Origin of the sequence: Rhodococcus sp. C1 (assembly GCF_020809065.1) — a bacterium.
In the GTDB taxonomy this organism is placed as follows: domain Bacteria; phylum Actinomycetota; class Actinomycetes; order Mycobacteriales; family Mycobacteriaceae; genus Rhodococcus_F; species Rhodococcus_F qingshengii.
The window spans coordinates 5,627,900-5,640,840 of sequence record NZ_CP078080.1 but is presented as its reverse complement, the minus strand read 5'-3'; the positions used below and the strand labels follow the sequence as shown (position 1 = coordinate 5,640,840).

14 protein-coding genes are annotated in these 12,941 nt (G+C 61.4%); 5 read left to right on the top strand and 9 right to left on the bottom strand.

Features of this window, described 5'->3' with window-relative positions:
- Positions 1-130: 130 nt before the first annotated feature.
- The 3 genes from KTR60_RS26085 (at position 131) to KTR60_RS26075 (ending at position 2,459) form a co-directional block, all read left to right on the top strand.
- Positions 131-1,102: a serine/threonine dehydratase gene (locus tag KTR60_RS26085; protein ID WP_042446253.1), complete on the top strand. Its 972-nt coding sequence runs from the start codon at positions 131-133 to the stop codon at positions 1,100-1,102.
- Positions 1,103-1,159: 57 nt separating this feature from the next.
- A complete protein-coding gene (locus KTR60_RS26080) occupies positions 1,160-1,561 on the top strand; it encodes a hypothetical protein (protein ID WP_020971062.1) in 402 nt (133 codons plus the stop codon).
- Between the two features lie 61 nt (positions 1,562-1,622).
- Complete coding sequence (locus KTR60_RS26075) at positions 1,623-2,459, top strand: DUF1206 domain-containing protein (protein ID WP_228401414.1); 837 nt, start codon at positions 1,623-1,625, stop codon at positions 2,457-2,459.
- Positions 2,460-2,478: 19 nt separating this feature from the next.
- Here KTR60_RS26075 and KTR60_RS26070 read toward each other — a convergent pair whose 3' ends face one another.
- From KTR60_RS26070 to KTR60_RS26060, 3 genes are all read right to left on the bottom strand, one after another.
- Positions 2,479-3,786, bottom strand: coding sequence for a serine hydrolase domain-containing protein (locus KTR60_RS26070; RefSeq protein WP_228401413.1), 1,308 nt, complete (start codon positions 3,784-3,786; stop codon positions 2,479-2,481).
- A gap of 82 nt (positions 3,787-3,868) precedes the next feature.
- Positions 3,869-4,606 (bottom strand): SDR family oxidoreductase, encoded by a 738-nt coding sequence (locus tag KTR60_RS26065; protein ID WP_042446245.1) that lies wholly within the window; start codon positions 4,604-4,606, stop codon positions 3,869-3,871.
- Positions 4,603-5,307, bottom strand: a complete 705-nt coding sequence (locus tag KTR60_RS26060; protein ID WP_030536009.1) for a TetR/AcrR family transcriptional regulator — start codon at positions 5,305-5,307, stop codon at positions 4,603-4,605. Before KTR60_RS26060 ends, KTR60_RS26065 begins: the two co-directional genes overlap by 4 nt.
- A 175-nt stretch (positions 5,308-5,482) precedes the next feature.
- On the opposite strand from KTR60_RS26060, the gene KTR60_RS26055 reads away from it, so the two are divergent.
- Positions 5,483-6,364: a DUF4190 domain-containing protein gene (locus KTR60_RS26055; RefSeq protein ID WP_058226913.1), complete on the top strand. Its 882-nt coding sequence runs from the start codon at positions 5,483-5,485 to the stop codon at positions 6,362-6,364.
- A 13-nt stretch (positions 6,365-6,377) separates the two neighbouring features.
- Here the strand turns inward: KTR60_RS26055 and KTR60_RS26050 are convergent, their stop codons facing one another.
- From KTR60_RS26050 to KTR60_RS26025, 6 genes are all read right to left on the bottom strand, one after another.
- Positions 6,378-6,926: an SMI1/KNR4 family protein gene (locus tag KTR60_RS26050; protein ID WP_228401412.1), complete on the bottom strand. Its 549-nt coding sequence runs from the start codon at positions 6,924-6,926 to the stop codon at positions 6,378-6,380.
- 99 nt (positions 6,927-7,025) lie between these two features.
- Entirely contained in the window at positions 7,026-8,387 is a 1,362-nt protein-coding gene (locus tag KTR60_RS26045) for an HNH endonuclease signature motif containing protein (RefSeq protein ID WP_228401411.1), read from the bottom strand.
- Positions 8,388-8,506: 119 nt separating this feature from the next.
- Positions 8,507-8,935: a hypothetical protein gene (locus tag KTR60_RS26040; RefSeq protein ID WP_228401410.1), complete on the bottom strand. Its 429-nt coding sequence runs from the start codon at positions 8,933-8,935 to the stop codon at positions 8,507-8,509.
- A 21-nt stretch (positions 8,936-8,956) separates the two neighbouring features.
- Positions 8,957-9,625: a FadR/GntR family transcriptional regulator gene (locus KTR60_RS26035; RefSeq protein WP_065454906.1), complete on the bottom strand. Its 669-nt coding sequence runs from the start codon at positions 9,623-9,625 to the stop codon at positions 8,957-8,959.
- A 102-nt stretch (positions 9,626-9,727) separates the two neighbouring features.
- Complete coding sequence (locus tag KTR60_RS26030) at positions 9,728-10,933, bottom strand: MFS transporter (RefSeq protein WP_065454962.1); 1,206 nt, start codon at positions 10,931-10,933, stop codon at positions 9,728-9,730.
- 125 nt (positions 10,934-11,058) lie between these two features.
- Positions 11,059-12,030 (bottom strand): helix-turn-helix transcriptional regulator, encoded by a 972-nt coding sequence (locus tag KTR60_RS26025; protein WP_228401409.1) that lies wholly within the window; start codon positions 12,028-12,030, stop codon positions 11,059-11,061.
- Between the two features lie 102 nt (positions 12,031-12,132).
- Here KTR60_RS26025 and KTR60_RS26020 point away from each other — a divergent pair, with 102 nt between their 5' ends.
- The gene (locus KTR60_RS26020) at positions 12,133-12,600 is read left to right on the top strand and encodes a VOC family protein (RefSeq protein WP_030536456.1); all 468 of its coding nucleotides are present in this window, start codon (positions 12,133-12,135) and stop codon (positions 12,598-12,600) included.
- The last annotated feature ends 341 nt before the right edge of the window (positions 12,601-12,941 follow it).

Below are 12,941 nucleotides of genomic sequence, written 5' to 3'. Positions count from 1 at the left end.
AGTAGTAAATTTATTCACCCCGAGGTGCATTGTCTCGGTCAGATGCGGGCATTCCTTGGTGAAAAACAGACATCATGATGACGATGGGCCGACTGCTTCGGGTCGACGTTGCGAACCGTAGGGTTGGTACATGACTCTCACCGCCGACAACAATGCAGGTCCAGTGGCAATCGAGCGCTCGGACGTCGAAGCTGCGCGGACTCGTATCGCGGGACTGGCGCGGCGTACTCCGATCTTTCGCACTGCGCTACCGACGCCACAGGGTGAGGTACCGGTTCTGTTCAAGCTCGAGTACCTCCAGCACGGCGGTTCCTTCAAAGTGCGCGGCAGTCTCAATGCAGTGGAACGAGCGGTCGCCGACGGCACCATGCCCGATGCCGGCGTGGTGATCGCGTCTGGCGGCAACGCTGCAATCGGGGCCGCGTGGGCAGCGCGGCGACGAGGACTCACCTGCACAGTGGTGGTGCCGGAGACAGCGCCTGATGCCAAGGTGAAGGCTCTCGGAGAGTTGGGTGCAACCGTTCACAAGGTAGGCGACCGGTATGCACTCGCTGCTGCCGCTGCGGCGGACATCGCACGCACCAGCGGTGCGCTCGAACTGCATGCCTACGACCTGCCCGACATCGTCAGTGGGGCCGGCACCATCGCTCTCGAGATCGAAGACGACGCATCCGGACCGATCACGTATTGCGTTGCAGTCGGCGGCGGCGGATTGGTCTCTGGAATCGTCGCGGCGGCTCGTCCCGAAGATCACGTGGTAGCCGTCGAGCCGACCGGGGCTGCCACCTTGCGCACCTCGCTCGATGCGGGGCGTCCGGTGGATATCGAAGTGAACAGTATCGCCGGAGACTCGTTGGGGGCTACACGAATTGGTGCCATCGCCTGGGAGACACTGCATGAGAGTTCGGTAGACAGCGTTGTGGTCGAAGATGATTCGATCCGGCAAGCGCGGGCATTCCTGTGGCGGGAGTTCCGGATTCTGGTGGAGTTGGGAACCGCAGCAGCATTGGCTCCGGTTCTGAACGGAACGGTGTCGCCGCCGTCCGACGGTGAACTGTGCGTGGTTCTATGCGGAGCCAACACACATCCGACCGACCTGTAATTCAGCGTATTTGTTTGCCTGCGTGTGAGAAAGTCGCAGGTGGGTACCTCTCGCAGTATGAGTACCAGCAGCATTATCTGGATAATTGTTGCCGTGGTCGTGGTGATAGCGATCGTGGCCGCACTCCTGTGGGTGGCGCGAAACAGGCGTGACGAGCGTCGTCACATCGAGGCAGAACAGATCCGCGAAGACGTCGCAGACAAGTCACTGCAAGTAGGCGAGCGCGAGGCGCGGGCAGAAGAGACAGCAGCCAAAGCGCGCATGGTGCAGGCAGAGGCCGACGCCAAAGCGGCGGAAGCGTCTGCGCTGCAACATCATGCAGCGCAGCATCGGAAAGAGGCGACGAGTTCTCGCGAGGAACTGAACCAGCAACGAGATCATGCAGACACGATCGACCCCAAGGTTCCCAACCCCGAAGAACCGCGGTCGACGCCGGATCAGAACCCTCGAAACCCTTGATCTCGAAACACTTGATGCAGGCGTTCGAGGGAACTGTCTGCCCGTATATGGTTCGACGATCATGATGAATAAAGAATCGTCACCGCACGACCAGAAGAGCGTTGCGTCCACGGCGGCTGACGTCGCACAGAACAATGTCTTCGAGCGCTTTGCCCGTGCCGGATTCGTCGTCAGCGGTGTGGTTCATCTGCTGATCGGATATATCGCGATCCGCCTTGCTCTCGGTGGATCCGGGTCTGCGGACCAATCGGGTGCGATGGCCGAGTTGGCAGGAAAGCCGGGGGGTGTCTTCGCTCTGTGGGTCGGCGTCGTTGCCTTCCTTGCCATGGCGTTGTGGAGATTGGCCGAAGCTGCGTTGGGAAGCTCGTCGTCGCCGTCCTCTGACGACAAGAAGAAAGAGTTCTTCAACCGTGCAAAGGCTCTGGGCATTTCGCTCGTCTATTTCGGTTTTGCGTTCACTGCATTCGGATTCGCCCGCGGTAGCGGGAAGTCCAGCAGCGGTCAGAGTGCGGGGATCACGGCGCGTTTGATGGAGAACACGCTTGGAACTATCGCATTGGTGATCGGCGGGATCGCGATCATCGCCGTTGGTGTGTACCACGTGTACAAGGGCGCGAGCCAGAACTTCCTCGATGATCTGAAAGGCACACCCAGCAACTTCGTGCGCCGACTCGGAACCGTCGGGTACGTCGCCAAGGGCTTGGCCATCGCTGCAATCGGCATTCTGGTTCTTCTTGCGGTCAACAGTTCCGAACCCGGCAAGTCCTCCGGACTCGACGGAGCGTTCAAGACGCTGGGCGCGCAGCCGTACGGAGTGGCGCTGCTGATCCTTGCCGGATTGGGCATCATCACCTACGGGCTCTACTGCTTCGTGATGGCGCGCTCGACGAAGATGTAGCGCCTGTAGGCAAGTGGGCCTATCCGAATGACCCGGTCTGGAAGCCGACGTCGCTGCCCGACGAACTTCCCGTCGAGCTACCGAATATGGGTCGTCTCGGAACCAGATCATGCATCAGGTTCACGGCTGCAGGGTCGATCATCGCCGCATTTCCACCGTTCGCCAGAATCGTGATCGACCAGCCGCTGTCGGGAACCAGCAGGGTGATGCAGTTGGATCCCGAGCTGTCTCCGTTTTTCTTGGCGAACCGTTGTGGGAAGTTCGGCGTCGGGGGTTGGAGCTGCCACGCCATTCCCATTCCGAATGCAGGATTCTCCGGAGCTTGCGTGTCGATCTGCTCGAGCATCGAGGTCAGGACTGGTTTGAGCGGGTTGTTTCCGTAGCCGAGAGTTGTTGCAGCCCAAATCGACATGTCCTCGGCGGTGCTGACCAGCCCACCCCCTCCTGCGATCGCACCCGTGTTGTTCCACAGAGGCGCTCGTGTGCCGTCGAGGTGGTACGGAACGGCAAGGTCGGTTGCTTTGGTCTCGATCACGGTACCCATCATCCCGAGCGGGTCGGTGATTTCGCGGGCGACTGCCGCCGCGAATGGTGGCTTCTCTTGTCCCGGAATGATTTTGTCGGCCATGAATGTGCCGAGCAGTCCGAACCCGAAGTCCGAGTACAGCCAGTGGCTACCGTGGGCGAACTCCAAGGCGCCGGCGTCTTGGAGTCCTTTCCAGAGCATATTTCTGGTGTACTTCGCCTTCTCGTCCGTGCACGATCGTGTGGGATCGGCACACCCCGCCGAAAGATTGGGCGGGTCGTCGCTCAGGCCGGAACGGTGGGTGACCAGTTGGCGAAGCGTGATCTCCTCGCCGCCGATGCCTTTCGGCAGCGGGTTGCCATCCGAATACTTGCTCGCCAGGTCGTCCAATCCGACTTCTCCCCGAGCGATCAGTTTCGCCAGTAGTGCAGCGGTGAAGGTCTTGGTCTCCGAGGCGATCTCGAATTGCGTTCGTGGAGTGACTCTCACGCCGTTTTCGACGTCGGCCTGGCCGTAGTGGTACGTAGTGGCGACACTCGCCTTGCGGTTCTTCTCATCCGGTTTGACGATGGCGAAGGCAAGGCCGGGGACTCCGCTGTTCAGCAGTGTCTCTGCGACGCGTTGCACCGCTTGGGCTTCAGCAGGATCGCCGACCCGCGAACCTGGATTGGGTGCCGTTGGGCCGGCGGCGCCGGCGGTCGAGGAGGTCGCGAGGGTTATGACCGCGGTTGCCGCCAGCCCTGCAACGCTGATGAACTGTCGTCGTGACGTCCGGGCGGACCCTCGATCCTGGTTATCCATTGTTTGCACATTACAACCAAAGTCGACTGGTTTGACTGTTTTGTCGGAATTGCCAAGGTGTGGTCCTTAGGTGATGGTTTCGCTAAATCACGCCGCCGTTGACGTAGATGACCTGGCCATTGACCCAACGAGCTGGGCCGGCGAGAAATGCGACAGCCTCCGCGATGTCCATCGGTGTGCCGAGGCGTTCCAGGGGAGCCAGCTTGGACAGGTTCTCCACTGTAGCTTCGTCTTTCCCGTCGAGGAACAGATCGGTGGCCGTGGGGCCTGGGGCTACGGCGTTGACCGTGATATCGCGTCCCCGTAGCTCTTTCGCGAGAACCAGAGTGATCGCGTCGACAGCACCTTTGGTGGCGGCGTACGCGGCATAAGTCGGAAATGCCAGCTTCTTCACGGAGGTGGAGAAATTGATGATCGCACCACCGCGCCGGACACGTCTGGCTGCCTGCTGGTCGACCACGAAGGTCCCTCGGACGTTGGTCCGATGCATCCGATCGAAATCGTCGAAGTTCAGTTCTGCGACGGTGGAGAGGATCATGATTCCGGCTGCATGGACGACGACGTCGATGCCCCCGAACTCCTCCTCGACCGTATCGAACAGGGCCGCGACTTCACCTTCGTCGGCGACGTCCGCATGCACCGCTATGGCGCGACCGCCCGCAGCGACGATGGCGTCAGCTGTTTCCTGGGCGCGTTGAATGTTTCCTGAATAGTGCACGGCGACAGCCATTCCGTCGGCGGCGAGCTTCTCGGCAGTCGCTCGCCCGATGCCGCCGGAAGCTCCGGTGACGATGGCGACGCGGGTGGTGGTGTCAGTCATGATGTAACTCCTGAACTGGTTTCGGTTGCATCGGACAGCTTGCGAAGCCACTCTCGTAGTAGGCCGACTTCGTTGGCGGAGAGAGAAGTTGAATCTGCGGCGGCCAGTTGGGCGTCGAGAGTAGATGCAACTCTGTTGAGTGAGGTTTCCGGGTGGGCGCCGGATTCGTCGATGATGGACGCGAAGATTCCGTCGCGAACTCGCTGTGACAGCGTCGGATCGGGGTACTGTTCCGGCCTGACGACGAGCATCAGAGCGACGCCCGCATTGGCGGACATCACCATCTGCGTAGCCACGTCGACCGATACGGTCAGAACACCTGCCGCAGCGCATCGTTCGAGAACGGATCGAAGTAGCGCCTGAGCCTGCAGGGCGGTGTCGGCGCTCTGGGCGGAAGGTGAGTGCATCAAGCGGTAGTGAGCGGGATGCGCGAGCGCGAAGGCGGTGTGCGCATCCCAGCCGGCCCGTAGATCGGCAACGGGGTCATCGGAAGGTGTCGCAGCGCGTTTACCTTCGAGGTATTCGAAGAAGCCCGCCTCGACGACGGCTGCGAGCAGTCCGTCCTTGTCGCCGAACTGACGGTAGAGCGCGGGGGCGCCGACGCCGGCCATCTCGCACACGGCGCGGGTGGATATGTCGCCGTTGGGGGAGGTGTTGAGCAGCTCGGTTGCCGCGGCCAGAATCTTTGCTCTCGAACCCATGGAAACAACGCTAACACAAATATGTAATCGTTGCTATCGCCGGTTTGGTCGTGCGAACGAACTACAGACACAGGCGCCAGAACTTGATCAGATGAGTGAGCCGGTCCGGCCACGGTTCTGTGTGGAGTGACAGCTAGAGCCGTTCTGTTCTCACACTCTGAATGAAGGAATCCTGGTGATCGATTCGGAAACTACTGTTGCGCAGAATAATTCGCATTCCGGTTATCTGGGGTGGATTCTGCGGGTCATCAGTGTCGTGGCGTGCGCTGCGGTTGCAACGGTCGTTGTCTCGCTGACGCTCGGGCCGCCATTCGCGCGGGCCTGGGCACAGTGGGTTGCTCGTCATCTAGGTGGGGACTTCGAGACGGGAGTCGTTGTCGGATTTGTGACTGGGCTTCTGGGCACCGCTGTGACTTTGTTTGCAGCGCTGATGAGTTCGTTGGCGTGGCGGCGACGCGGTGGCCCGGCATTGTCGCTTGGTGTCGGTGCCATTGCCATGCTTGCCGTTATTCCTGGCGCAGTGAATTTGAGTATCGCGGTCGGTGCAGCAGGATCCGGTGTGAGGGCGGCGGGGAGGATCCTCGACGTCGACGGGCCGGCGTTTCGTGGAGCCTGGATAGCCGGATCTGTGGCGGGGCTGTTGCTGTATATGGCCGCGGCGCTGCTGTTAGGGAGGAGCCTTCGTTCGACGTTCGGGCCTGTCAGGCAGGTGGCGGCACCGCTCCCTGGGGTGGTCGGCTACACCGCCGATGGCCAACCCGTTTTTGCACAAGTGGGCTTCACATCGGACGGGATTCCGGTACTCGCAGATCAACTTGCAGCGCGCTATCCAGCGCGGCCAGCGGTCGGCACGAATGCCTTGGCCATCGTCGCACTTGTACTTGGAATCTTCGGTGGAGTTCTTGCTATTCCAGTGGGGTATGTGTCGTTGAACCAGATTCGCCGTTCCGGCGAAAGTGGGCGCGGATTGGCAGTGGCCGGACTCGTTCTCGGCTATCTGTCCCTGGTCGTCGTCGTAGGTTTCGTATTCGTGGCTGTGTCCGCGGCCTATCGATAATTTGGGTCGCGCGTCAGAGTTGGGTGGGCTGGAGTGGCTCGATGTCGGAGGTGCGAGGTCCGAACAGGCCCATAGCCCGGGTGCGAATGGACGGTAGTGCTTCGTGGATGCTCCCGCCGAGGCGGTGGAGAGAGTTGAACGAGCGTGATTCCCAAACCGGAAACTCTCCGTCGGTGTCGCGTGATGCTGTGTCCCACAGGAGGGCGTCACCGTTTTCGCTCCATCCGAAAACCTGCAGCGAGTCGGGGAGTGACCAATCGCCGTCGGGTTCGATCATCCAATCGAACTCGTCATCCTGTCCTTCTCTGTAGACCGAATGAAGATGGGCGGTGAGGTTGCGGGCGCGCCCTTGCCAGCCGTCGGCAAATCCGGGAAGGACGGGCGGATAGATGAGCCAGAGTCCGAAGGTCCGCGCCCAACCTGCGTGCCTGATGAATGCGCGATATGAATCGGGGAAGCCCTGCCGGTCGGGAAATCGATAGGAATCCATAAGGGCAAAATCGATATGCGCGAGCGTCGGTCGGCCGTCTACCGTCAGCGCGTTGGTTCCCTGTGCAAACACACCCTCAACGCTAGCAATAGGGGATACCGTGCCGCCCTTTCCGGCTATCGAAGCACGCCGGAATGGGTCACCGAGGCGTTTGCTCGGTGACCTCCGGGTTCAGAGTCGTGTGGTGGAGCGGCGGGGTTTCCGGTCGGGGTCGATGCCCGGTGGTGGGATGAACCAGGGCAGGTGATCGGTGCCCATTCGGATTTCCCATTTGCCGGTGAATCCGGGTTTTCGGTGCATCAGGGTGTGGTGGGTTCGGCAGAGTAGGACCAGGTTGTCCATGACGGTTGGTCCTCCTTTGGCCCAGTGTTTGATGTGGTGGGCGTCGGTCCAGGCGGGGACGCAGTCGCAGCCGGGGAAGGCGCACCCTTTGTCTCGGGCGATCAGTGCGGTTCGTTGTGCTGCGGTGACAAGCCTTTTGAGTGGGGTGACGTCGAGTGGGGCACCGTTTCCGTCGAGGAGGACGCTGGAGAGCATGCAGTCGCAGGCGATCATGCGGGTGCGGCCGACGCTCAGTGGACCCATCCAGGGCATGTGGCCGACATCGAGATCTTGTTTGTCGAGATCGTGAAAGTCGAGATCGAGCATGCCGGGATCGTCGTCCTCGGACGGGACAGGTGTTGAGCCATCACCCGTTGTGGCGCATTCACGGTGGTAGGCCAGGTCTTTGGCGTTGATGTGCACGTTCAGGTGTGGGCGTTGGCCGCCGTCGATGCCGGTGGCAGCGTTGTCGAGGTAGCGCCGGATGAGTTCTGCCATGGCGTCTGCGTTGCGTGTGGCGGCGGGTCGTTTGTCGGGTGTGCCGTCTTCGGCGGGGGTGGGCATGGAGAGGTTGGAGAGGGCGGAGAGAAGCATTTCGCCGGTCATTCCGTCGAAATCGCCTCGGACGGCGACTCTTCCGTTGAGGGTGGGGGAGATGCGCAGTTCGTTGCGGTCGGTGTCTTCGCTTGGTGGTGGGTCGTCGGATTCGAACATGTGCTCGAGGACGCTGATGGCGTAGCGCAGTTTGACGGTGGTTGCTTCGGTTCCCGATGCTGCGGCGAGGAGTGTGTCGCGGCAGTACGGTAGTGCGGCGTCGGGCATTGCCTTGGGTGGGGATTCGCAGAACGCCACGATCAGTGCTGCGTGCTCGAAAGTGAGGTCACCGGCATCGAATTGGTCTTCGATCTCGGGAAATGAGCGTAGCGCTTTGCCCAGGGCTGCGATTCTTCTGCCGGTGGAGATCTGCAGCATGGTGTGGTTCGCGAGCCATTGTCCGGTGCCGCGGTAGCAGAGTACTTGTTCGTCCGGGTTCAACGTCAGGGTGTCGACGGCGGCCACTCGAATGGCTTCCAGGCGAAGGATTTCCGCTGACGCGGTGATGGCGATCTCGCGGACGTCGCTGGGGTGAAGCCGCCACAATCGTCCGCGCACACCCACAGCGGAGTTGTTGACCACGTCGGTGACGGCATCGTCGGTGATGTTGATCGTCATGAGAACCCCCCGTTCCACCTCCCATTGTACTCGAACATACTTTCGAGTCAAGGGCTTTTTCGAGAAGGTGAGGTGGGCCCGGCCGTCGTGATTCTGTTGTTCGAGAACAGGTTCCGTCATTACTCGACTCGTTGGAGGAAGGGGTGAGGCCAGGCGCCGAGTGCGAGAACGGCGAGGATCGTCTGGACTAGTCCGGTGGTGAAGAAGATGCCCTGCAGCGGCGACCAGGCGAGAACGATGGCGATCTCGACGAAGATCCAGATCATCATGGTCAGGCCGGCGGCCGCGTGCAGGCCCCACGTCAGACGGAACCTGTTGTGCTGAGCGAAGAGCGCGGCGGCCTGGATGCCTCCGACGACAACGCCGAGGAGGATTCCGGGCCAGAAATATGAAGGGAAGACGGTTCCCTCGATCCACTCAGGAGGCAGGCCCATCCCGCCGCCGATCGTCAGGCCCGCCATTCCTACGAGCGCAGAGAGCAGGTTTAGCCACGCGATGGCGGACAGACCGATCCGGAGACCCCGTGGAGGGAGCGATGTGGACGTCATGCCTGACAACGATAGAGAGGGTCAGTCGAGCCCGTCCATGTTCCTGCGCGTTGCCGCGCTGGCAGCGTCGGCATCACCCGCGACGATGGCTTCCACTAGATCTCGGTGGGCAGCGGCTTCGTCGTCGATCGATTCGGGGTCTCGCGTCGCGACGTCGGTGATCACGTCGAGGGCCGAGTTGCGGAGCGTTTCGATGAATGAATCGAACACCATCGACAACACGCTGTTGTGCGCAGCATTCACCACGGCGCGATGTAGTTCCATGTCAGCGTCGACAAATTCTGTTGGTGTCGAAGCATTTTCACGGGCTTCGAGTGCTGCCTGTAACAGATCGACGTCGGCGGAAGTCCGGCGCATGGCAGCCAGGCGGCCCGCTTCCACTTCCAGAAGTCTGCGTACTTCGTAGACTTCGCGGCGGTCCGAGCGTTTGAGTTCTCGCTCGAGTTCTGTGACCGGTGTCGAGGACATGACGTAGGTGCCGGACCCTTGATGCGAGTAGAGCTGGCCTGACGCAATCAGTGCGCGAACGGCCTCTCTGCCGGTCGAACGCCCGACTCCGAGGAGTGTGCTCAGATCCTGTTCGTTCGGGATTTTGGTCCCGACCGGCCACTCGCCGTCGCCGATGAGGCGCGCAAGTTCGTCCGCGGCTTTCTGTACCAGCGACTGCTGCTTGATCTGGCGCACTGCCATGTGACTGCTCCTGACTGACTCGGTGAACCGCAATGGAGCGGCTCACCGAGTAATACTTCATGTCCTCCGATGAATCTTCAGACTACGGGGCCGTCTTTCGGTTTATCGAAGGGCGATGACGCCCAGTTCGCGCTCCGTCTCGTCTTCCGGGTCGAGTCGTCGATCGCGCAAGGTGAATGCGATGACGGCGCCGACGAACAGCACTGCAGTTGTCGCCCCGATCGCCATGCGCGGTCCGAAGTGATCTGCCAGGTAGCCGAACAGCGGAGATGCGATGCCCCCCACGGACATCGCGAGTCCGAGCGTCACCCCACTTGCTGTGCCGGGGCGATTCGGTAGGTAGTCCTGCGCCAATGTCACCTGTGGCGCGAAGGGCAGGAACATAGCAAATCCGAGACAGACGATTCCCAATTCGGCAACTGCGACGTGCGGGGCGGCAGCGAGCAGTGCCAGTGAAGGTACCGCAAGCAGGTAGCCGAGTCGGATGGATGCGCGTCGACCACGACGGTCCGCGAGGACTCCTCCCAGTAGCGTTCCGGCCGCTCCTGCCAATGTGAAGGAGGACAACACGATTGCAGCGCTCGAGGACGATCCGTTCAGTGCGTTGAGCACGAACGGTGAGACCAACGACAGTGTGGTCACGTACGGAATTGACCAACAGACCGTTACCAGCACGAGTCGTGTGAACGAGCGCCAATCGTCTGACACGGGACCGTTCGCTGCCAGTTGCGCACTCAACGACTGGGCTGACTCGGCCGCACCCGTGTTGGCCGATCGCGACTGGGCGACCATCCACCAAATAGCCGCCACCACTGCAGGAACTGCGAGTAGATAGCCGCCGGACAAACCGAGTGAGCCAACCACGAGCGTGACAAACGGTGGCGCCAGCGAGGCGCCCAACGTACCGCCCACGGAGAACACGCTCATGGCTTTCTGTGAATGACCTCCAGCCGCGCGTGCCAAATTTGTGGCGGGAGGATGGTATGCGGCGATGCCGATGCCGGCCACGGCAATTGCCAGCCAAGTGACGATGTAGGTGGTGCTCATCGCTGCCACGACAATGCCTGCTGCGGCCGTCACAAAACCTGTGGGTACCAGCCAGTTTCGGCTCTTTCGATCGACCAGCATGCCGAATGCAGGTTGCACGACACTGGATAGTCCGGTCGCGGCGAGCGTGATTCCGGCGACCGCGGAATAGGAGTATCCGCGTTCGAGCATCATGAACGGCAACAGCGCAGGCACAGCCCCCTGGTACAGATCGTTCACGACGTGTGTGCCGGTGAGAAATGCAACTTGCCCCTTCTTCATCTTCTCCTTGGGCATCCCTTCGTTCAGGTCTTCAAGTCCTCAGGTCCTCTGAGGACTTGAAAGCTATCACGAACCCGCGGGCGCTCGGTTGCGTTGGAGACCTGGATCTCATTCGAGACGACTGACTAACTCTCAGCAGTCGCGGCGTTGCGGGCGGCGAGTTGCGCGAAAGCGTGGGTAAGTTCTGCCGGGCCGACGACATCGATGTCGGTGTCGAATCGGTTGAAGGAGGCTGCCAGCGCCGTCCAAGACCATGATCCGGCTTCGAGACTGCACTGCTCGGGGCCAAGATCTTCGACGATGCCGTCCCCGACAAAGGGAAGAACATAACTGGCTGGTCGATGGAGAACGACCTTGCCGTGGCACGGCCAATTGTTGATATGTTCCGATCCTTTGAAGCGCGCGGACACGTATTCGCTGACGTCGCCGCCGGGGATTTCCTTCGGCGTGAACCGGGGACCGTTCGGGGTGCGTGGGGTGATGCGATCGGCGCGGAAGATTCGCCAGTCGTCTCGCGCGAGATCCCACGCGACGAGATACCAGCGACGCTTGGAGGTCACCAGATGATGCGGCTCCACTCGGCGCGGGGGTGTTATTTCGCTGTTGTTTGAGTGGTCGTTCGAGTAATCGAAGCGGAACACCTCGCGACCGCGGACTGCAGCGGAAATCGCTACGAGCACCTCAGGGGACGCGGAGTCTGCGTCGCCGGAACCGGCCGAAATCGTGGTGAACGTGAGCGCGTCGAGGCGATGGCGCAGACGCGACGGCATCACTTGCCGCACAGTGGTCAACGCTCGAACCGCATCCTCTTCGATACCGACGCCGGTCAGCGTCGCCGCCTGCAGCGCAACTGCCAGTGCGATGACCTGATCGTCGTCGAACAGCAGGGGTGGCAGCTCGCTGCCGGCGTCGAGTCGGTATCCGCCGTCCGGGCCCATGGTCGCCGCAATGCGGTAACCCATCTCCCTGAGCCGGTCGATATCGCGGCGGACCGTGCGATGGCTGATGTCGAGCCGCTCGGCGAGTAGAGCGCCCGGCCAGTCGCGTCTCGTCTGCAAGAGGGACAGCAGATTCAAGAGTCGAGTGGTGGTCGCCATGCGGTGAGACTACGACGAGTCTAGGACGAAAACAGTCCTATACGGCTGTGAGAGTCGACGTTGTCAGGGAAAACCCGAGCGACGTTCGTACCAGGAGCAGACATGAGCATCAAGACAACGACCCACCTCAACTTCCGCGGAGACGCCCGCGCGGCTCTGGAGTTCTACCAGTCCGTCTTCGGTGGCCAGGTCACGATCGCAACCTACGGCGACTTCGGGATGCCCAAGGAGGTGCCCGGCGCTGAGAACGTCGTGTTCGGCCAGGTGGAGACAGAGGACGGCTTCTGTGTGATGGCATACGACATCCCTGGACAGTCGGGCGGCTCGGCCGGCAACGCAGGCTCGACACACCGCGAGAACGGCACCACGATCACCGACCAACCGTTCTTCGTCTCGGTTCGCGGTGAAACCCTCGAAGAGGTGCAGAACTACTGGGCCGAACTCTCTGCTGGTGCATCGATCATCGAGGGTCTTGCCGCCGCGGCGTGGAGCCCCGGTTTCGGCATGCTCACCGATGCGTTCGGGGTGACGTGGATCCTCGACGTCGCTGCCGGCGAAAACCCGGCCTGATCATTCAGACGACAAAGCCGCTGGCACCAAAAGGTGTCCAGCGGCTCCAGCGCGTCGGTGCCCGTCTTGCGCCTCTCGGCAAGTGGCCACTCGAAGTGGCAATTCTGGGGTGGTACCCGGGGCAAAGAACCGAACACCGACACCATCTCCAACGAACCTCCACACGGAGTTATTCCATGCTGACTTGTGCCGCGGTCAATCGTGGTCCTGCTCATCGCTCAGCTCCAGCAGAGCTGGCGACAACGGCTTCGATTCTCTGAGGTGCGCGTCGTAGCACCTCGAGGATTGCCTGGGTATGAGATTCCCTGGTCAGTAGGCGAAGCACGAGAACGGCTCAGGCC

What these genes read in the sequence shown, in the direction of transcription:
- KTR60_RS26035 (WP_065454906.1), bottom strand. Translation starts at nt 9,625, where the DNA reads ATGGCAGTGCGCCAGATCAAGCAGCAGTCGCTGGTACAGAAAGCCGCG.
- KTR60_RS26070 (WP_228401413.1), bottom strand. Translation starts at nt 3,786, where the DNA reads ATGGATAACCAGGATCGAGGGTCCGCCCGGACGTCACGACGACAGTTC.
- KTR60_RS26040 (WP_228401410.1), bottom strand. Translation starts at nt 8,935, where the DNA reads ATGACGTCCACATCGCTCCCTCCACGGGGTCTCCGGATCGGTCTGTCC.
- KTR60_RS26065 (WP_042446245.1), bottom strand. Translation starts at nt 4,606, where the DNA reads ATGACTGACACCACCACCCGCGTCGCCATCGTCACCGGAGCTTCCGGC.
- KTR60_RS26060 (WP_030536009.1), bottom strand. Translation starts at nt 5,307, where the DNA reads ATGGGTTCGAGAGCAAAGATTCTGGCCGCGGCAACCGAGCTGCTCAAC.
- KTR60_RS26085 (WP_042446253.1), top strand. Translation starts at nt 131, where the DNA reads ATGACTCTCACCGCCGACAACAATGCAGGTCCAGTGGCAATCGAGCGC.
- KTR60_RS26025 (WP_228401409.1), bottom strand. Translation starts at nt 12,030, where the DNA reads ATGGCGACCACCACTCGACTCTTGAATCTGCTGTCCCTCTTGCAGACG.
- KTR60_RS26020 (WP_030536456.1), top strand. Translation starts at nt 12,133, where the DNA reads ATGAGCATCAAGACAACGACCCACCTCAACTTCCGCGGAGACGCCCGC.
- KTR60_RS26030 (WP_065454962.1), bottom strand. Translation starts at nt 10,933, where the DNA reads ATGAAGAAGGGGCAAGTTGCATTTCTCACCGGCACACACGTCGTGAAC.
- KTR60_RS26075 (WP_228401414.1), top strand. Translation starts at nt 1,623, where the DNA reads ATGATGAATAAAGAATCGTCACCGCACGACCAGAAGAGCGTTGCGTCC.
- KTR60_RS26080 (WP_020971062.1), top strand. Translation starts at nt 1,160, where the DNA reads ATGAGTACCAGCAGCATTATCTGGATAATTGTTGCCGTGGTCGTGGTG.
- KTR60_RS26045 (WP_228401411.1), bottom strand. Translation starts at nt 8,387, where the DNA reads ATGACGATCAACATCACCGACGATGCCGTCACCGACGTGGTCAACAAC.